Annotated in this window: 10 protein-coding genes, 1 tRNA gene and 4 pseudogenes; 6 read left to right on the top strand and 9 right to left on the bottom strand. The window is 68.1% G+C overall.

Annotated elements, in window-relative coordinates:
- Positions 1–399 precede the first annotated feature (399 nt).
- From rpsI to GI374_RS18205, 3 genes are all read right to left on the bottom strand, one after another.
- Complete coding sequence (gene rpsI / locus GI374_RS18215) at positions 400–915, bottom strand: 30S ribosomal protein S9 (RefSeq protein ID WP_154338428.1); 516 nt, start codon at positions 913–915, stop codon at positions 400–402.
- 2 nt (positions 916–917) lie between these two features.
- Complete coding sequence (gene rplM, locus GI374_RS18210) at positions 918–1,382, bottom strand: 50S ribosomal protein L13 (protein ID WP_154338427.1); 465 nt, start codon at positions 1,380–1,382, stop codon at positions 918–920.
- A 146-nt stretch (positions 1,383–1,528) separates the two neighbouring features.
- Positions 1,529–1,954 (bottom strand): PaaI family thioesterase, encoded by a 426-nt coding sequence (locus GI374_RS18205; RefSeq protein WP_154338426.1) that lies wholly within the window; start codon positions 1,952–1,954, stop codon positions 1,529–1,531.
- A 62-nt stretch (positions 1,955–2,016) separates the two neighbouring features.
- On the opposite strand from GI374_RS18205, the gene GI374_RS18200 reads away from it, so the two are divergent.
- Positions 2,017–2,805, top strand: coding sequence for an enoyl-CoA hydratase (locus tag GI374_RS18200; RefSeq protein ID WP_154338425.1), 789 nt, complete (start codon positions 2,017–2,019; stop codon positions 2,803–2,805).
- On the opposite strand, the gene GI374_RS18195 is transcribed toward GI374_RS18200, so the two are convergent.
- Entirely contained in the window at positions 2,806–3,546 is a 741-nt protein-coding gene (locus GI374_RS18195; protein ID WP_154338424.1) for a cytochrome c biogenesis CcdA family protein, read from the bottom strand.
- 159 nt (positions 3,547–3,705) lie between these two features.
- Here GI374_RS18195 and GI374_RS18190 point away from each other — a divergent pair.
- The 4 genes and pseudogenes from GI374_RS18190 to GI374_RS18175 all read left to right on the top strand — a co-directional run.
- Positions 3,706–3,782 (top strand) — tRNA-Arg (locus GI374_RS18190).
- 827 nt (positions 3,783–4,609) lie between these two features.
- Positions 4,610–4,912, top strand: a pseudogene (locus GI374_RS19975) (hypothetical protein); the annotation flags it as partial.
- A 217-nt stretch (positions 4,913–5,129) separates the two neighbouring features.
- The gene (locus tag GI374_RS19565; RefSeq protein ID WP_370515470.1) at positions 5,130–5,321 is read left to right on the top strand and encodes an aldehyde dehydrogenase family protein; all 192 of its coding nucleotides are present in this window, start codon (positions 5,130–5,132) and stop codon (positions 5,319–5,321) included.
- Between the two features lie 231 nt (positions 5,322–5,552).
- Positions 5,553–6,204: pseudogene (locus tag GI374_RS18175) on the top strand (transposase); the annotation flags it as partial.
- On the opposite strand, the gene GI374_RS18170 reads toward GI374_RS18175, so the two are convergent.
- From GI374_RS18170 to GI374_RS18150, 5 genes and pseudogenes are all read right to left on the bottom strand, one after another.
- On the bottom strand, positions 6,191–7,522 hold the full coding sequence (locus GI374_RS18170; protein ID WP_154338423.1) for an HlyD family type I secretion periplasmic adaptor subunit: 1,332 nt from the start codon (positions 7,520–7,522) through the stop codon (positions 6,191–6,193). The pseudogene GI374_RS18175 and the gene GI374_RS18170 overlap by 14 nt on opposite strands.
- 27 nt (positions 7,523–7,549) lie before the next feature.
- Complete coding sequence (locus GI374_RS18165; RefSeq protein ID WP_154338422.1) at positions 7,550–9,493, bottom strand: cadherin-like domain-containing protein; 1,944 nt, start codon at positions 9,491–9,493, stop codon at positions 7,550–7,552.
- A gap of 10 nt (positions 9,494–9,503) precedes the next feature.
- Positions 9,504–11,258 carry a type I secretion system permease/ATPase gene (locus GI374_RS18160; protein WP_154338421.1) on the bottom strand — a complete coding sequence of 585 codons (1,755 nt, stop codon included), beginning with the start codon at positions 11,256–11,258 and terminating at the stop codon, positions 9,504–9,506.
- A gap of 94 nt (positions 11,259–11,352) precedes the next feature.
- Positions 11,353–17,778, bottom strand: coding sequence for a peroxidase family protein (locus GI374_RS18155; protein ID WP_154338420.1), 6,426 nt, complete (start codon positions 17,776–17,778; stop codon positions 11,353–11,355).
- Positions 17,779–18,606: 828 nt separating this feature from the next.
- Positions 18,607–18,804 (bottom strand): annotated as a pseudogene (locus tag GI374_RS18150) (transposase); the annotation flags it as partial.
- A gap of 5 nt (positions 18,805–18,809) precedes the next feature.
- On the opposite strand from GI374_RS18150, the pseudogene GI374_RS18145 reads away from it, so the two are divergent.
- A pseudogene (locus GI374_RS18145) lies at positions 18,810–19,427 on the top strand (IS3 family transposase); the annotation flags it as partial.
- Positions 19,428–19,506: the final 79 nt, after the last annotated feature.

Below are 19,506 nucleotides of genomic sequence, written 5' to 3'. Positions count from 1 at the left end.
TGAAGCTGACACCCTCATCATCGGCCGAAGCCTAGAGGGCCGATATGCAGAAGTCCCAGTATCGCATCGCGCAACACCCAGAACCGCCCGCATATCCCTTCCAAAAAGATAGCAATGTCAAAAAGCAACGGCACAGAAACACGGCTCGCTTGCGTCTTTCCTTTGACGCTGTCGAGCCGTCCATCCGCTCCGATTTCCCGCCGCCCCGGCCAGTGCCTCGGCTGCGGTGAAGCGGTATCTAGGGGAGGCGGCCGAGGGGCGCAAGCAGTTTTTTCCGGACCGGGCTAAAAAACTTGCAAGTCACGGGAACCAAACGCTTCTTCGCGCCCCCAGGATGCAGAAGGGGCGCCGCCCTGCCGGACGACGCCCCCTCGATTCTGCCCCGAAGGGCCCGACTCGTCAGCGCTTCGAGAACTGGAAGCTGCGGCGGGCCTTGGCCTTGCCGTATTTCTTGCGCTCGACCACGCGCGCATCGCGGGTCAGGAAGCCTGCGGCCTTGAGCGCCGGGCGCAGGCTCGGCTCGTGCAGCTGCAGGGCCTTCGAGATGCCGTGCTTAACCGCCCCGGCCTGGCCCGAGAGACCGCCGCCGGCGACCGTGGCCACCACATCATACTGACCGGCGACGCCGGCCACGTCGAAGGGCTGGCGCAGGATCATCTGCAGCACCGGACGGGCGAAGTAGACGTCGATGTCCTTGCCGTTCACGCTGACGCGGCCCGAGCCGGGCTTCACCCAGACCCGCGCCACGGCGTCCTTGCGCTTGCCGGTGGCATAGGCGCGGCCGAACTCGTCGCGCTGCGGCTCGCGCGGCGCTGCCGCGGACTGCGCCTCGGCCCCGGTCGAGCCCTGCACCGCCCCGGCATTCGCCGTCACCGCATCACGCAGCTGGTCGAGGGATTTGATGTCGTCGGCCATGGTCACGCGCTCCGGGTGTTCTTGGCGTTCATGGACTTCACGTCCAGGACTTCGGGCTGCTGGGCCTCGTGCGGATGCTCGGCCCCGGCATAGACGCGCAGGTTGGTCATCTGCTGCTTGCCCAGCTTGTTGCGCGAGATCATGCGCTCGACCGCCTTGAAGACGACGCGCTCGGGGTGGTCGCCCTCGAGGATCTGGCGCGCGGTGCGGTGCTTGATCCCGCCCGGATAGCCGGTGTGCCAGTAGTATTTCTTGTCGTCGCGCTTGTTGCCGGTCATCTGCACCTTGTCGGCGTTGATGACGATCACGTTGTCGCCCATGTCCATGTGCGGCGTGAAGGTCGGCTTGTGCTTGCCGCGCAGGCGCGTGGCCACGATCACGGCGAGTCGCCCCAGCACGACGCCCTCGGCATCGATCAGAATCCACTTCTTCTCGATGTCCGCCGGTCGGGCAGTATAGGTTTTCATCTGCGGACCCTTCGGTTCCTTCGTATTCGGATGCGGGTATATCGGGGATCGGGGCCGCGTGGTCAAGCGAGATGACCGTTGAAATAGCTAAGGCAGTCAGGCGCTTATGATATAGGTAACAAGATACCCGGTCGCAACCTGCCCCTTTACGCGGTTTTCGGCGGGATCGCGTAGGTCATCGAGGCCCGCGCCACCGGTGCCTCCTCCCCCTCCGAGCGAATCAGCACATCCGCCACCGCGAGGCTGCGGCCAAGCTTCAGCAGCCGCGCCTCCGCGATCAGATCCCGCCCCGCGGCGGGCTTGCGCATGAAGTCGATCGAGGCGTTCGTCGTGACCGCGAGCGCCACCGGCCCGATCCGCGACAGCAGCGCCGCATAGACCGCCACATCCGCCAGCCCGAACATCGCCGGCCCCGACACCGTGCCGCCCGGCCGCAGCTGCCCCGGATCGGCCGTCAGCCGCACCTGCACCCCCGCCTCTGTCGCCTCCTCGACCCGATGCGAGGGCACCACCTGGGGGAACTCGGCCGCCAGGAACGCATTCAGCGCCGCTGCATCCATCGCCAGTGCCATGCTTCCCCCCTGCCTCGTCGCGGCCTAGACTTCTGGCAACTTGGCGAGAGGATGCAACCGAGATGACCGACCTAGTCCTGCGCGAGACCCACGGCCGCGTGCTACGGCTGACCCTGAACAGCCCCGCCAACTACAACGCCCTGTCGGTCGAGATGATCGCGGAACTCACCCGCGCCCTCGACGAGGCGGCCGCCGACAAGGGCATCCGCGCCGTGATCCTCGCCGCCACCGGCAAGGCCTTCTCGGCCGGACATGACCTGAAGCAGATGCAGGCATCGCGCGAGGCCGGTGACGAGGGCCGCGCCGCCTATGAATCGCTCTTCGCCGACTGCGCCGCCATGATGCAGCGCATCGGCGCGATGCCGCAGCCGGTCATCGCCCAGGTCCAGGGCATCGCCACCGCCGCCGGCTGCCAGCTCGTCGCCTCCTGCGACCTCGCCATCGCCGCCGGGGGCACGCGCTTCGGCGTCAACGGCGTCAATATCGGCCTCTTCTGCACCACGCCGATGGTGGCGCTGAGCCGCGCCATCGCCCCCCGCGCCGCCTTCGAACTGCTGGTCACGGGCGAGTTCATCGACGCCGACCGCGCCCGCGAACTCGGCCTCATCAACCGCGTCGTGCCGCAGGAGCGGCTGGCAGACGAGGCGATGGAGATGGCGCAGCTGATCGCCACTAAACTTCCGGCCGCCGTGGCGATGGGCAAGCGCGCCTTCCAGGCGCAGCGCGGCCTCGGGACCGCCGAGGCCTATGCGGCCGCGGGGTCCGTCATGTGCGAGAACATCATGCTGCCCGACACCGCCGAAGGCATGGCCGCCTTCATCGAGAAGCGCCCGCCCGCCTGGGCCGACTGATCAGCCGAGCATCGCCAGCGCCGGAAAGGTCTCGAGCAGCCACCACGAAAAGGCGGTGAACGCGCCGGTGACGAGCGCCACGCCCACCACCAGCAGCAACGCGCCCATGGACCTCTGGATCACGCCCATCCACGGCTTGATCCGGTTCATCAGCCCCATCGCCCGGCTGATGAAGATCGCCGCCAGCAGGAACGGGATGCCCAGCCCCGCCGCATAGATCGCCAGCAGCGCCGTCCCGCGCCCGGTCTCGCCCGTCTGCGCCGCCAGCGACAGGATCATCCCCAGCTGCGGGCCGATGCAGGGCGTCCAGCCGAAGGCGAAGGCAAGCCCCAGCAGATAGGCCCCCATCGCGCCCCCCTCGCCCCGCGCGTCCAGCCGTGCCTCGCGGTCGAGCAGCGGGATGCGGATCAGCCCGAGGAAATGCAGCCCGACGATGATGATGAACAACCCCGAGGCCCGCGCCAGCCACAGCTGATACTGCAGGAACGCCCGCCCGAACGCCGAGGCCGCGAGCCCCATGATGAGGAACACCGTGCTCAGCCCCAGCACGAAGAACAGCGCCGGCAGCGCCGCACTCCGCCGCCGCTCGCGCAGATCGGTGACGCCGACCCCGGTCATGTAGGCCAGATACGGCGGCACGATCGGCAGCACGCAGGGCGAGAGAAACGACAGCAGCCCCGCGAAGAGCGCCACCAGGGCGGCAGGCAGAAAGGCTGCGGTGGCAAGATCGATCCCGAGCATGGCGGAGACCTAGCGCGCAAACGCCCCGAGGGCGAGAGCCCGCCCACGCGCCCCTTTGCCGCGCCGCGCAACTTCGCGTCAGCAGCGCCGCGCTCAAAGCCGCAGAACCAGCACCGCCAAGCTTGCGTCGCCGCCCCGGCGGAGGCATGACAGTGGCGGGACCCCGTGGCTCAACTGGATAGAGCAGCCCCCTCCTAAGGGGCAGGTTGCAGGTTCAAGTCCTGCCGGGGTCGCCAATTTTCCAACCGCTTACAGCCCGCACGGGTCCACCTCGATAGCTGCCCGGAACGCAACCCGGAACAAAACCTGCAAGAGAGGCTGGTTTGAGTCGTGCTCCTCAGTCCGATGTTCTGCCTCTACCGTCGAGGTTCAGCAGGAGCTTTGATCTTCTGAACCGGCGCCGCGTCCCGGGAGCGAAATCCTACCGAGATGGTCCGTCGCGAGCCGGATGAACTCGAACATCGTGTTGCTGGGGGCACCTGCTCGGCCACCGCGAACGAGAAGTGGTGCGATATCCGCTCGGCCAAGGCCTGATCGCGATGGCAGATGAACATAGTCGCGCGCGAGGTTCATTCACGAGCGTGGCGCCGAGGCCCTCCCCGCCAAAGCGCAGGCCGTCATGACCGAATGCGCCTCGATGCGCACGTCGGGGCGTAGCCCATGTGTCCAGAACAACTCGTCAACGTCCCTGCCGGGCGCTCGCATTCGGGCGAGCAGGATCAGCGGCACTCCGGAGAGGTGGCTGACGGACACGACATCCTGATCGGCGAGCGTCGAAGCGGGCGAAGGCCCATTCGGGATCACCATCTCGGCCGACAACATCCCGAGCCGGGTGCGCGAGGCGTTCCGGCTCGCCGAGGAGGAGAAGCCGGGCGCCGCGCATCTGGAACTGCCCGAGGACATCGCGGCCAAGCAGACGGACGAGCGGCCGCTGACGCGCTCCCACACCCGGCGGCCGGTGCCGGAGGACAAGGCCGTCGCGGCTGCGGTCGAGCGGATCGCGTAAGCGCGCTCGCCATTGATCGTCATCGGCGCCGGCGGCAACCGCAAACTGACCAGCCGGATGCTGACGCGGCTGGTCGACAGATTCGGCATCCCCTTCGTGACGACCCAGCTCGGCAAGGGGGTGATCGTCGAGCGCCACCCGCTCTTCATGGGCTGCGCCGCGCTCTCCTCCGGCGACTTCGTGCACCGGGCGATCGAGGCCGCGGACCTGATCGTGAACATCGGCCACGACGTCATCGAGAAGCCGCCCTTCTTCATGCGGCGCGGCATGCCCGTCGAGGAGACGGGGCATTCGGAGCCCGATCCGGTCAGCGTCGCGCGCGGGACGCAGGTCACCCACGTCTCGTTCCGCTCGGCCGAGGTGGACCCGGTCTACTTCCCGCAGGCCGAGGTCGTCGGCGACATCGCCAACGCGGTCTGGCGCATCGCAAGCGGGCTCTCCGAACGGGCGCACGCCCCGGACTGGGACTTCGGCCGGATGGTGGAGGTGAAGCGCCACCATGATCGGGCGATCGCCAAGGGGGCCGCCGACGGGCGCTTTCCGGTCTATCCGCAGCGCGTCGTCGCCGAGGTGCGCCGTGTTCCAGCGGGCATGGGACCGGCTGGAGGTCGGCGGCGTCGTGGTCGGCGACGTGCCGAGCTATCGCATCGACAACATGCCCTATGGCGGGGTCAAGGAGTCCGGTCTCGGCCGCGAGGGCGTCCGCTTCGCGATGGAGGACATGACCGAGATCAGGAACCTGGTGATCCGCACCCCGCCGGGCGCCTGAGCGGCCATCTCCGCTCGAATGCCATGGCGCTTGGCGCCGAGGTCCTCCGGCGTGGACCGAGGCCGACGCGCGGCATGGGGCGGCCCCCCATCTCATCGGCGCGCGCGGCTGAGGCCGTGACCTGCCACGGGATTTTTCCTCCACCTGCGCCTAACAGGTTGCTGAAGAAGTCGGCCATCGCGCGGTCTGAGGAACATGATTCATCCCCCTACGGTTACTGCGGGGGTGATGATGCGCGGCACAGACGAGACGAACAGGTCGCTGTTCAGCTATGTCGATCTGGAGGCGCGCATTCCGGCGCGGCATCCGCTGCGCAAGATCAGGCAGGTGGTGAATGACGCACTGGCCAGCCTCGATGCCGAGTTGGAGGCGCTCTACACGGATTTCGGCCGCCCGTCGATCGCGCCGGAACGCCTGATCCGGGCGAGCCTGATCCAGATCCTGTTCTCGGTCCGCTCCGAGCGGCAGCTTATGGAGCAGATGCAGTATGACCTGCTGTTCCGCTGGTTCGTGGGGCTCGGCATCGACGATCTGTCTGGGGTGAAGGGCGCCCGGAAATCTGTCCAGTGGACAGATTTCAGCCCTGAACGGGCGAAGCCCCGGGCCGAAGGCCGACCGTCTTCACCAAGAACCGCGGCCGGCTGCTGACCACCGAGATGTCGCGGCACCGGTGATGGCGGCGATCCTGGCGCCCCGCGAGGTCGCGCCACTCCTGTCAGACGAGCATTTCTCGGTCAACGGCACGCTGGTCAAGCTGTGCTTCATCGGCCACGCGCTGATGGAGAACCGTTCGGGCCTGATCGTTCGGGGCGATCTGACCCAGGCCGACGGCCATGCCGAACGGCGTGCCGCGCTCGACATGCTCACCCTCACCTCTCACGGAAGGCACGGCTGAACTGGTCCGTTATCGGCCGGGCGAAGTAGGACAGCGCGGTGCGTGTCTCGGTCTGGATATAGACCTCGACCGGCATTCCGGGCAGCAGCCGTTCGTCCGGGAGCTTGGCCAGTTCTTCCGGCTTGAGCGCAATCTCAGCCAGGTAGAAGGGCTGCCCGGTGGCCGGGTCGCGGGTGGTAGCGGCGCCGACGCGGCGCACGTCGCCGAGGATCTCCGGCGTGATGCGCTGGTTGAAGGCGGTGAAGCGCATGCGGGCGGTCTGGCCCTCGTTCACCTGGTCGATCATGGCCGGCAGCACCTGCACCGCGACCGCGAGTTCGGCGTCGTTGGGCACGATCGTCACCAGCACCTCGGCCGGGGACACGACGCCGCCCAGGGTGTGGATGTTGACCTCGTTCACCACGCCCGCGATCGGCGCGCGGATGTCGGTGCGCAGCAGCAGGTCGGCGGTCGCGGTCTCGCGTTCGACGAGTTCCGCGATCCGCGTCTCGACCTCGCGCAACTCGCGCTGCGCCTCGGTGCGGCTGTCGTCGTCGATCGCGATGACCTGCAGGCGCAGCTCGCCGATGCGGGTCTCGGCGCGGGCTATCCCGGCGTCGATCTCGCCCAGCTCGCCGCGCAGCCGGGCGAGGTCGCGCTCGATCCCGTGAATGCGGCCGCGATCGGTCAGTCCGCTGGCCAGAAGCTGGCCGATGCGGCCGTACTCGACCTCGACGAGGCCGATCTCCTCGGACTTCGAGTCCCGCTGCGCCCGCAAGCCGCCGATTTCCTCGCCGATCTGACGAATGGTCAGTTCGATCTGCTGCTTGCGGCTCTCGCGGCTGGTGTGCTGGCCGTCGAACAGGCGCGTCTCGCCGGTCATCACCGCCGCCGCGGTGGCGTGGGCCGCGTCGATCCCCGCCGGCAGCGCGAAGGAGGGCTCCCCGTCGCGCTCGGCCTGGAGCCGGGCGCGGCGGATCGAGAGTTCCATGAGCTGGCTGCGGATGATCGACAGCTCGGCCCGCGTGGCGGCGTCGTCGAGCGAGATCAGCACCTGGCCCTCGGTCACGGCGTCGCCCTCGCGCACGGCGATCGAGCGGATGATGCCGCCGTCGCGGTGCTGGACCGCCTTGACCTCCTGGTCCACGGCGACGACGCCTTGCGCCACGACCGCCCCGGCGAGCTGCGCGGTCGCGGCCCATCCGCCTGCCCCCCCGATCAGGAGGGCGCCGAGGGCGACCCCTGCGATCACCCGGCCGCGCAGCGCGAGCGAGGCTGGGCGGAGGGCCGGCTTGGCCGCCGGGCGCCTCTGGCTGGTTGCTGACATGCGTATTCCCCCCTGTGCGGCGCGTCCTCAGACGGCCTCGAATGTCACCAGCATGTGCCGGCCCTGCAGATGAATCATGGTGTCGAAGTCCAGCTCGTCGGCGAGCTTCGCCTGCACCACCGTCCAGTCGGCGTCCTCACGCCACTCGTTGCGGAAGCGGATCTTGCCCGCGTCGCCGCTGCCGGGGGCGCCGTAGATCCACTCGCGCGCGTCCTCCGCGGTCACGCCCGCCTCGCGAATGAGGTCGAGGCCCGCGACGCGCAGGACGTCGCCCACTTCGAAATCCATGATGCGGTGGACGAAGTCCTTTGCCGCCTCGGTGATCTCGAAGAGGTCGGCGCCGGCGCCGCCGGTGAGATCATGGGCCTCGGCGCCGACGCGGATACGGTCGTCGCCCGATCCGGCGATCACGACCTCGAACGCCTCGACGCTGTCGCGGCCGACCTCGGCGCTGCGGACCTCGCCTGCGGTCAGGTCAATCATCAAGGCCGCCGTCGCCGCCGAATAGTCGAGGGTGTCGCGCCCCTCGCCGCCGGAGAAGCGGTCGTCCGCTCCGTCCGCCGCGGCGGTCACGATGTCGTTGCCGCTGCCGCCATGGACCACGTCGCGCCCGTCGCCGTCGCTCAGCCGGTCGTCGCCCGCGCCGCCGTCCAGCAGGTCATCGCCCGCGCCTCCCGCCAGGACGTCATGGCGGTCGCCGCCGAACAGGCGGTCATCGCCCTCGCCGCCCTCGAGCAGGTCGTTCCCGGCGCCGCCGAGGAGCACGTCGTCCCCCGCATCCCCCATGAGGACGTCATCCCCCGCGCCGCCGTCGAGCAGGTCGTCGCCATCGCCCCCCGACAGCAGGTCGTTGCCCGCATCCCCGAAGAGCATGTCGTCCCCCGCCTCGCCGAAGAGCCGGTCATCGCCGTCGCCGCCCGAGAGGCGATCGTTCCCCGCGCCGCCGAACAACACGTCGTTGCCGGCCTGGCCCAGCAGGATGTCGTCGCCGTCGCCGCCGCGCAGGTGATCGTCGCCGCGGCCGCCGCGGATCTCGTCATTGCCCTTGCCGCCGACGACGAAGTCGTTGCCGTCGCGGGCGTCGATGACGTCGCTGCAGTCGGTGCCGGCGATGATGTCGTCGCCATCGGTGCCGACGATGGTGTTCGTCTCGACCACGTTGAAATGCGCGGTCTGCAGGATCGAATGCTCGCCGTCCGAGATGCGGTAGGTGATGACCACGGGGCCGAGTTCGTCGAAGCCGGAGATGTCCCAGCCGGTGGCCGTGCGCTGGACCTCCCCGGCCGAGACGGTCAGGTTCAGGATCGAGAGCCTGTCGCCGTCCGGGTCGGTGGCGCCCGCCAGCAGGTCGGCGAGCGCGATGGAGAGGACGGCACAGCCGGTCACGTCATTCAGCGTGATCGGCCCGTTGACGCGCGGGGCACGGTTGGCCTGCTCGGGCCGCGGCGCGGGCTTCGGCGGCGCGGCAGGTGCCGCCGCAGGTGCCGCTGCAGGCGCGACGGAAGACGCCGCGGCTGCGGGCGGCAGTTGCACCACTGCGGCCTTCGGCGGGGGCGGCGCGGCGATGTTGGCCACGTTCGTCAGGAACGCGCCGGGCCGGAACATCTCGGGCCCATGCGCCGGCACCGGTTCGAAATAGGAGAGCGTGTCGGGCTCGGCCCGGAAGACGAAGTCGGGTTCGACCGGCCGCTCGTCCTGTGTCTCGAACGGGGAGGCGGCCGCGCCTCGGCCCGAGCGGGGCAAGGCGGAGCTTGCGCCGCCCGCCTCGTCGTCACCGGGCGCTTCCGGCCGCTCCGGGGGGGCCGCGTCGGCCGGACGGCCCAGGAAGGCCTTGAGGTAGAGGGCAACGGCCGCGAGGAAACCGGCCGCAACCATCGCGCCCTTCGACCGGCGGGCGGGGGGTTCCTCGTAGGCGCGGGCCGGGTCGGCTTCCGGCCCGGAGGCCCCCTTGGTGCTCCTGACATCGATCACGGCAGGGTCCTCACGCCGTGGCCCGGACGCGTTCTTCACGCGCCGGGACCGTTTCGCCGGGCGCGGGACGCGCGCGGACGCTGCCGATGACCTGCTCCTTCGGGCCGAAGGCGGTCAGCTTGCCGTTCTGCACCACCGCGACGAGATCGCAGGCGGCGAGCGCGCTTGGACGGTGGGCGATCACCACCACGATTCCGCCGCGCCGCTTCACCCCCTCGATCGCCTCGGTCAGCGCCGCCTCGCCCTGCCCGTCGAGGTTCGAGTTCGGCTCGTCCAGCAGCACGAGGAAGGGCTCGCCATAGAGCGCGCGGGCAAGCCCGATCCGCTGCCTCTGGCCGCCCGAGAGCGAGGCGCCCTGCGGTCCGAGCTCGGTGTGGTAGCCCTCGGGCAGGCGCACGATCATCTCGTGCACGCTCGCGGCGCGCGCCGCCTCGACCACGGCGCGCGGATCGGCCTCCGTGTCCAGGCGCGAGATGTTGTCCGCGATGGTGGCGTCGAGCATGACGTAGTCCTGCTGCAGGTAGCCGACATGGGCGCCGAGCGCCTCCTCGTCCCATTGCGTCAGGTCCGCGTCGTCCAGCCGCACGCTGCCGCGCAGCACCGGCCAGACCCCGGCCAGGGCGCGAATGAGCGTCGTCTTGCCGCCGCCGGTGGAGCCGATGATACCCAGCGCCTGACCCGCCTCGACCGTGAAGCTGGCGCCGCTCAGGAGCACCTGGCCCGACCCCGGCGCGGCGACGGTGATCCCCTCGACCTTGAGCGAGCGGCGCGGCGCCGGCAGCGGCATCTTGGGCTGCACCTGGTCGAGAATGGCGACCGTCCCCTTGAGGCGGTCCCAGGCGGCGCGGGCCATGACGACGTTCTTCCAGTTGCCGATGGCGAGGTCGATCGGCGCAAGCGCGCGGGCGGAGGCCACCGAAGCGGCGATGATCGCGCCGGCCGACAGCGAGCCCTGGATCACCAGATAGGCGCCGAGGCCCAGCACGGCAGATTGCAGGATCATGCGCAGCACGCGCGAGATCGCCGCGAAGGTGCCGGTGATGTCGTTGGCGCGGGTCTGGATCGCGAGGTGCTCCTCGTTCGCCACCACGAAGCGCTCAAGCGCGCGCCCGCCGATGCCCATGGCGCGGATCGACTCGGAGTTGCGAGTGTTGGAGTCCACCATGGCGTTGCGCTGGATCAGCGCCTCGTGGGCGGCGCCGCTGAGGCGGCGGGTCATCACCTCGGTCACGATGGTGAGCGAGGTCAGCAGCACGGCGCCGGTGAAGGTCAGGGCGCCCAGCAGCGGGTGCAGGATATAGACGAAGACGAGAAACAGCGGCATCCACGGCAGATCGAACAACGCCATGGGGCCCTGGCTGCCGAGGAAGCCGCGCAGCGTGTCCACGTCGCGCCCGCGCGAGGCCGCCTCGGCGCCGGAGAAGCCGAAGCGCGGCATGTCCATCGCCACCTTGTGGGCCGCAGGCGCCACGTCGCGGTCGAGCCGCGCACCGACCCGGACCAGGACCTGCGAGCGGACGATGTCGAAGAGGCCCTGGAAAAGGTAGAGCCCGCCCGCCAGGGCGGAGATCGCCAGCAACGTTGGGATGCTGCCGCTCGAGAGCGCCCGGTCGTAGATCTGCATCATGTACATCGAGCCGGTGAGCGCGAGGAGGTTGATGATCCCGGACACCACGAAGAGGTAGACGAGGATCCCGCGGAAGCCGCGGGTGAGCTTTGCCGCGCTCTTGCGCCGGGCTTGGGTCTTGGCGTCCTGGCTGGCCATGGCTGATGTCCGTTGAATGAAAGGGCGGGAAATGAATGAATGAAGGGGCAAAGGGGGGCAGGCCGGAGGGGGGCTCCGGCCTGCCCGGCCGCGATCAGAGCGTCAGCTGCCCGGAGGCCAGCTCGTCGTTGGTCCGGACGCTGATCTTGAAGTCAGCCTCCGCGCCGCCGCCGGTATTGCCCTCGATCACGGCGTACCGACCGTCGGAGCGGAGTTCGTCGGAGATCATGATCTGACCCGCGCCGGTGAAGCCGCCCGAGACCAGCGTGAAGCTCTGGTTCCCGGCCACCGTGGCGTCGGCGTCGATGCCGCTGAGGTCGATCCGGTCGCCCGGCTCGAAGCCGAGGATCGTGTCGCCGTCGGCATCTTCCACCGAGAGGAAGCGGAACACATCGTTCCCGCTGCCGCCGTCCATCACGTTCACGGCCCGACCGGCGGTGATCACATCGTTGCCGGAGCCGGTCACGATGTTCTCGATCCCGTAGAGGATGTCGGTGCCGGTGTGGGCACTCGTCACCTGGCCGCGGCCGCCCCCGGCGCCGAGATTGGCGCTCACGTTGGCCATGATGGCCGACATGTCGAGGGTGTCGATCCCGTCCCCGCCGTCGAGGTCGTCGCCGTAGTAGACGTCGTCGCCGTCGCCCCTTTCGGCCACGATGGTGTCGTTGCCGGCACCGCCGAAGACCACGTCATTGCCAGCCCCGCCCGAGAGCAGATCGTTACCCTCGTCCCCGAACAGACGGTCGTTGCCGCCGTCGCCGAAGATCGCGTCGTTGCCCGCGCCGCCGAGGAGGTCGTCGCGGCCGCCGCCGCCGAGGAGCAGGTCGTCGCCACCCTCGCCGGCGAGGAAGTCGTTCCCGTCGCCGCCATAGAGCTTGTCGCCGCCGGCGCCGCCGAGGATCGCATCATTGCCGGCCATGCCCACAAGGATGTCCGCCCCGGCGCCGCCGACCATCACATCCGCCGCGGAGGTGCCGGTCAGTGTCACGCCCGCCTCCTCCGGCGTGCCGGTCGGCGGCGTGTCGTCGTCGTGGTCGTCGTCGTGGTCGTCGTCATCGTCACACCGCTCGCTGCCCGAACCGGCCAGCGTCACGTTGTCGCCTTCGATCACGTCCTGCGGTCGCGGCGTGCCGATCACCGTGTCCTGTCCGCCCTTCGCGCGGAACACGACCCGGTGCGCGGACTGAAGCCCGGTAATGTCCACGGTGTCGTCGCCGTCGCCACCCTCGAGCGTGATGGTGCTGTGATGGAGGCTGGTGCCGTCGAAGTTGCCGATCGGCACGAACGTGTCGCCGCCGCCGAGGCCGTTGATGATGATCTCCTCGATGTTGGCGAGCTCCGCGATGATCACACCGTTCCGGGTAATGATGATCTCGGCGCTGCTGTTCTGGATCGGGAGGCCGGCCGCCTCCGGCGCCGACCGCGCGTAGATGTGGTAGGTCTCGGCCGTGCCGTCGCCCACGATCTTCACCGTGTCGGTGCCATCGCCACCGTCGATGAAGTCGCGGCCATCGCCCGCGCTCCAGTAGATGGTGTCGTTGCCGGCGCCGCCGTTGACGGTGTCGTTGCCCTGACCGCCAGCCAGCAGGTCGTTGCCGCCGTTCCCGTTCAGCACGTCGTTGCCGGCGAGGCCGAAGAGGGCGTCGGCGCGGTTGGCGTTGGCGCCGGTGCCGCCGTTCACGGTGTTGTTGGCGGCCGACCCGGCGCCCACGGTGTAGTTCACGCCGGCGAAGCGCAGCTGCTCGATGCCGCTCAGCGTGTCGGTTCCCTCGGCCCCGGTCAGATCGGTGACGACCAGGTTGGTGCCGCTGTTGGCGAGGGCGAAGTTCGCCGCCGCCCCGGCAAAGACCGCCGTGTCGGTTCCCGCGCCGCCGTTGAGGACATCGTCTCCCGCGCCGCCGTTGAGCAGGTCGTTACCCCCGTTGCCGTTCAGGATGTCGTTGCCGCCGTTGCCGTTCAGCGTGTCGTTGGCGCCCGCGCCGAAGAGGCCGTTGGTCCCATTGGCGATGTCGTCGCCCTCGGTGCCATTGAACGTGTTGCCGACGAACGGAGTGGCGTTCCAGTTGTTGCCGACGACCGAGGACGGCGCGGAATGCAGCACCTCCTGATGACCGTCATTGTCGGTGAAGCTCACCTGCAGGCGCAGCAGGCCGCCGACCTGGCCGCCGAGGCCGAGGATGCCGGTGCTCGGCGTGAAGTTCGGACCTGTGGCACCGGCGATGTTGCTCCAGGTCAGGCCGCCATTCTGCGAGACCTGCCACTGATAGCTGTAGGCACCGGCGCCGGTGGGCAGGCCGTTGGCGTCCTGGATCGCCGCAAGGCTGCTGGCCAGCTGCTGGCCCGCAGTTGGCGACACCTGCCCGTTGGTGGGCGTCGGGTCGATGATCTCGGGCGCGCCAGTCGCGAAGGAGTTGACCAGCCCGGCCGTGCTGACGGTCCTGTCCGCGAACTTCAGGAACTCGATGTTGTAGAGGCGATCGGTGCCGTCCGAGACACGGTTCCGGCCGGTGATCGGGTTCACTTCGTCGGACTGCGTGACATGGGTGATCGTCAGGCTGCCATCCGCGTTCGAGGTGATCTCGTAGTTGTCGCGGATGTCCCAGTAGACCGCCGTGTCCTGCCCGCTGTCGTCCGACAGAAGCTCGCGGACGATGTTGAGCGCGCCCGGATTGACCGTGCGGTCCAGCATCAGCGAGTCGAGCGTGCGGCCGTTGAACTGCGCCGTCAGCCCCTGGGTCTCCGCCTTGGCGGCAAGATAGGCGCTCTCCAGGAACACACGGCCGTTCATTGAGTCGGCGGTGTAGCGTTGCCCCTGATGCTCGAAGGCGATGCGGGCGTTGAGCCAGCGGTCGCCGTCGATCACGTCATTCCCGCCACGACCCTCGAGCATGTCGCTGCCGCCGCCGCCGAGCATGATGTTGCCGCCGTCGAAGATCATCTTCTCGTCGCCCGAACCGTCGGCCCAGTAGCGGCCCAGCTTCATCATCTCGGGCGTGATGATCTCGCCGAGGCCCGCGATGCGGTCGATGCCCGCCTGGTCCAGCTCGTTGTAGATGAAGTTGCCCTCTGGCGTCGGGTCGGCGATCAGCGGCGCCGCTCCCTCCTCGTCCGGCTCCTCGGTCAGCCGGTCGTCGCCGCGCAGCACGTCGTCATGCTTCCAGCCGGACACCGCCTCGACCTGGCTGAAGCGGTCACGCAGCACCTCGAGGGGGAGCGTGGTGAACACCTCCACGTTCATGTCGCCATCGGCCGCGATCTTCTGGCCCTTGTAGGTGACCCAGTCGTGGCCCCACATGCCGATGAACTTCTGGATGCCCTCGCCGGCGAACATGATGTCGTCGCCCGAGTCGGCGTCGTAGTCGGTGTCGCCCTGGCCGCCGTTCAGCACGTCATGGCCGATGATGGTCGAGTTGAAGAAGATGTCGCCGTTGTCGCCCGCAATGTAGTCGAAGCGGCCCTTGCCCTCGAGCCAGTCATCGCCTTCGTTGCCGAAGAGGACGTCCGAACCGTCGCCGCCCAACACGAAGTCGTCGTCCGTGCCGGCGCGGATCTCGGAACCGTCGGGGCCGGTCATCAGGAAGTCCTTGCCGGACCCGCCGAAGATCAGCGCCATGCCGCTGCCGCCGTGGATGACATCGTTGCCGGCGCCGCCCTTGAGCATGTCGGCGGCGCCGATGTCGGTGCCGGCGTTGGTGATGATGTCGTCACCGTCGCCGCCTTCGATGTGATCGACGCCATAGCCGGCCTCGATCCGGTCGTTGCCGCCGCGGCCCCAGACCGTGTCGTCGCCGTCACCCGCGATGATGTGGTCGTCCCCGTCGGATCCGGCGATGACCACATGCTCGTCGCCGTTGTAGCGCAGGAAGTTGTCGCCACGCTCGACCAGCTTGGTGAAGGCCCCCAGCGTCGGATCGTCATGCTCGGGATCGGCATGCGCCTGCTTGGTTTCGTCCACGTAGAGGACGAGGCCCGGCGCGGCGAAGATGTCGCCCGGCATGGCGAAGCCTTCCTCGCCCAGATCGGTATTCCGCATCGCGATCTTGGCGAGCGAGTTGTTCTCCAGCTCCGTCAGCAGGTTGAGGCCCTGGGCGCGGGACAGGTAGTAGAACCGGTCCGCGTCCTGCAGGCTCTCCATCTGCATCTCGAAGACGAAGGAGAAGGTCGAGCCGAGCATGCCGCCGAAGGACATCTTCTTCTCGGCCAGGCCGCCCACCCAGAGGTCGACGTTCTGCAGCCCGCCGAGCGCCGGATCGCCCGCATAGGCGCCGGTCCCGTTCAGGAAGTGCAGCCGGTCCGCAGGCGCGTTGGGGCCGCCCATCACGAGGTCGAAGGCCGCGTCGCGCTTGGCCTGCATCGTGGTGGCCGAGGTGACCGAAGCGTGCGTGCCGTAGGCCGCGATGAAGTTGATGATCGAGGCCGGGTTCTTCATGTTCAGCGCGAAGTCCGACCAGCTGTCGTAGGGCTTGAGCTGGCTGTCGCCGTTGGACATCGCCATGAACTGCGCCCGCGCCTCGTTCAGCGTCGGGGTCCCGGTGTCGCGGCCGCGCGCGATGTTGATCGCGGCGAGGTCGAGCGGGATGCCAAGCAGCTGGTTGCGCAGCGTGTTGGTGACGAATTCGTCGATCTCGTTGCCGACCTGGTACGCCATGCCGCGCAGGACCGCGCCCGAGGCCTCGGCGTGGGAGTTGAAGCCCGCCGCATAACCCAGCGGGTTCAGGAAGGCGTCAAAGAGGTCCATCGAGGCATCAGTGCCGTCGGCGCGAACGCGATCGACCGTCTCGTTCAGCATCGAGTGGCCGAAGCGGTAGATCACATGCGCGAACTCGGCATAGATCGTGGGGTCAAGCTCGGCGTCCGGCTGGACCATGAAGACGTCCACGTCCGGCTGCACTTTCCGCGCGAACTCCTCGAAGACGAGGTGCTGGTACTCCATCTCGGTGACAAAGCGGCCGGCCTGGAAGAGCCGTGCGCCGTTCCATTCAAGGGTCGCGGGGTCCGCCGGCCAGCTCGTCACCGGCTCCAGCAGCCACTGGTTCAGGAAGGCGAGGTCCTGCGAGGCGAGGATCACGTCCTTGCTGTGCTCGACGACGCGGTTGTGCTCGGAGTGGAAGATGTGGTGGATCGTCGTCAGGCCGATGTTCTCGTTGCCGCGCCCGTCGCCAGTGATGAAATGCGCGTCGAGAAGCTCGTTGTCATAGGCCGTCTGAGCGCCGCGCTGGGTGAAGCCGCCGCTGTAGCCGGTGGTTGCGTCGTCGTCCTCCAGAAGGTTGCCATCGGCATCGACCACCGGGGCCGCGGCATGCGCAATGTCGTCGAGGAAGGCGTTCGGCGTGCGCACCGCGCCATTATAGGTGACGCCGTCGACCACATGCGGGCTGAAGGTGCCGATCGGAGCGGCGAGGTTCCCCTCGACCACGATGTCGTCGGCCGTGTTCGGCTTCCCGTCCGCGCCGAGCCCGAGGATCAGCTGCGGCAACCCGTTGGCGCCGGGGATGAAGTTGCCATAGGCGTCGGTCCGCAGCAGCGGCACTGCGCCCACGTCGAGATCGCTCAGCTCGATGCCCAGCATCTCGCGGGCATGGGCCTTGACCTCGGCCCAGGTCACGAGGCCGCCATTGTTCCCGTCGAGCAGGTGGCCCGTCGCCACCGGCTTGCCGTCCACCATCTTGTATTCGCGCAGGAATACCTGGTGCGACGCATGCGAGGTGTAGGTCTGGTTCTGGTCCACCCACGGCGTGGTGACGTTGCGGGCGTTCTCGCCGACCGTGGCCCGGGTCAGAACCATGAAATTGGTGTGGCCGCCCTCGACATAAAGCGGATCATCGGGAGAGAGCGGAATCAGCACGGAGCCGTTGCCGCCCTTGGCGACCAGATCGAGGCCGTGGTCGAAGAACTGTCCGAACAGCGTGAAGACCGAGTTGTAGGAGGCCGAGATTCCGTCGTCGGGTGCGACGTTGGGCAGCATCACGGTCGGCCCGTCCATCTCGACGCCATGCTGGTCGAGGCGAGCCGCGAGATCCTGGCGGGCCTGGGTGAGCTGAACTTCGATCACCCCGTGCGCCGGCGTGCCGGGCGTCAACTGGGAGAGCACCATCTCGAGGTTCTTGACGGCGACATTCGCGTTCCGGATCTCGGTCAGGGCGGTGGTGATGGCCCCGCCGGTCAGGCCCGCATGGGTCAGCGCCGCATAGATCGCGGCCGGATTGTCGAGCGTCTGATCCACGATCAGGTTCGAGATGAGGCGCGGATCGGCGTCGACCACGTTGCCGAACTGCCCCTCGACCGCTGCGTAGTTGTCGCGCCAGCTGGGCGCGACGAGATCCCTGAAGATCACGCCCGAGGCGCCCCACTGCTCCCGGCCTTCGTGGAAGTTGTTGTAGCTTCCGTCGACCGTACGCAGGCCGTGGGGAAGCAGTGCGCTGTCGACCAGTTCCGACAATGGCTGTCCGGCCGCATGCTTTTCGGCGATCTCGATCTGCTTGAGGATGAATTCCAGGTCGTGCTTGACCAACGTAACCATGATAGCCCCCCTTGGCGCCGGGCAATGGCCCGCGCGTTCTGTGCCGCCTGAATGTCCGGCGGCGGATTACATTCTGAAATCGAATTGATGGATCGCCTCATGCGCGACGGAAATCCCGTCCGCGCAGAAGACGCGTGGCGCTGTCAGTCCGGACAGGACATGTTGACCCCCGTTCGGGAAAATTCCCGCAATGCCGCTCCGATCGCTGCCCACGGGCAGCGGATCGCCTTTCGGCAGCCTGAGTTAATGTGAACCGACCCGTCAGGGGTCGTGACGCACCCTTGCAGTCAACGCGCCGGTGCTTCCCTCCAATGAATCATTGTTGCCCTCTCCGAGCGTCAAAAAAAATCTCGCAGAAAATCGGCCCGCGAATGCCGTCCGTCCTGACCTCCGGCCTCTGACGGCCTGAAGTCCTCCTCGCCACCGCCTCCTTCCGGGTTGAGGCCCCGTCTGCCGAACCTGGCACCGGCTGCCTGCCCCGAATGAAACCCACTGGCGTCGTTCAACTATTTGCATGGGTAGCGTCGGCGGAGGTGATTCGTCTAGCGGTAAAGTCTTTTTTTCGTCGAAGGTTGGGCCTCGGCCATAACTCGCCAGCGAAGCTGGCTCTGCATGGCCCCGCTCAACTTCGGATTGTGTTCAACGCTGACAGTTAATGCGATGGTTGCTTGAATCCATGTTGTCCGCCCTCGAATCGATTATGGTGCGCTAACAGCGCTGCTGAATTAGTGGAGGCTGGGAACGGTTTCTCGGCCTGCGGATTGGAAAGCTTGGGTATCCAGACAGGTCCTGACGAGGGGTGAACAGTTCCGCCCGCCTCTTTCGACTTCACGGTGCCAGCAGCCGGGGCGGCCGGGCGAGATTGTTGGCCGCCATTGTCACGATGAAGCGGGAGCGCACCCGCTCGATGCCGCGATGGACGGTCTGGGCCATGCCGCCGGTCTTGGCCCAGCCGAACGCCTCTTCGATCCGCTTCCGGTGCTTCAGGGATCGGGTGTAGCCTTCATGCCCGGTGGTGCGCCCGTCTCGATGGCGGAGCTCGACCGCCGATCCTGCCGATCGCCCCGTCCACCTGTTACGATCACCTGGCGAAGCGGGCTGATCCGGCGCGGCTGTCGCACCCGGCGCGCCGGGACGCGGCCTTGCGCCCCGAGATCCGTCGCGTGTTCGAGGAAAACTGGCGCGTCTACGGCGTTCGCAAGGTCTGGCGACAGCCCGGCCGCGAGGGCTTCGACATTGCCCGTTGCACGGTGGCGAGGCTGATGAAGAGCATGGGCATTCGAGGTATCATCCGGGGCAAGCCGCACCGGACGACGATCCCCGACAGATCGGCGCCTCGTCCGCTCGACAAGGTGAACCGCCAGTTCCGGGTGCCGGCGCCGAACCTGCTTTGGCTCAGCGACTTCACCTGTGTCCCCACCTGGAAGGGCTTCGTCCATGTCGCCTTCGTCATCGATGCCTGTGCCCGACGCATCGTCGGCTGGCGGGTCAGCTCGACCGCGCAGGCCGGCTTCGTTCTCGATGCCCTGGAGCAGGCGGTCCACGAGCGCCGCGCCGCCAAGGGCATGGGGCTGGTCCATTACAGTGACCGCGGTTCCCAAGGCGGATTCAACCGGTCGTCGCAACGGCCTGAACCAGGAGGTTGCGATGAATACCCACAAGCGTCGTTCTGACAAATCGACCCGACGCAAATTGCGCTCGCCTGGGCGACCACCAGTCTGGCAGCGT

The organism is Paracoccus sp. S-4012 (assembly GCF_009674885.1).
GTDB lineage: Bacteria > Pseudomonadota > Alphaproteobacteria > Rhodobacterales > Rhodobacteraceae > Paracoccus.
The sequence above is the reverse complement of the archived record's forward strand: the minus strand, read 5'-3'. Positions and strand labels throughout refer to the sequence as shown.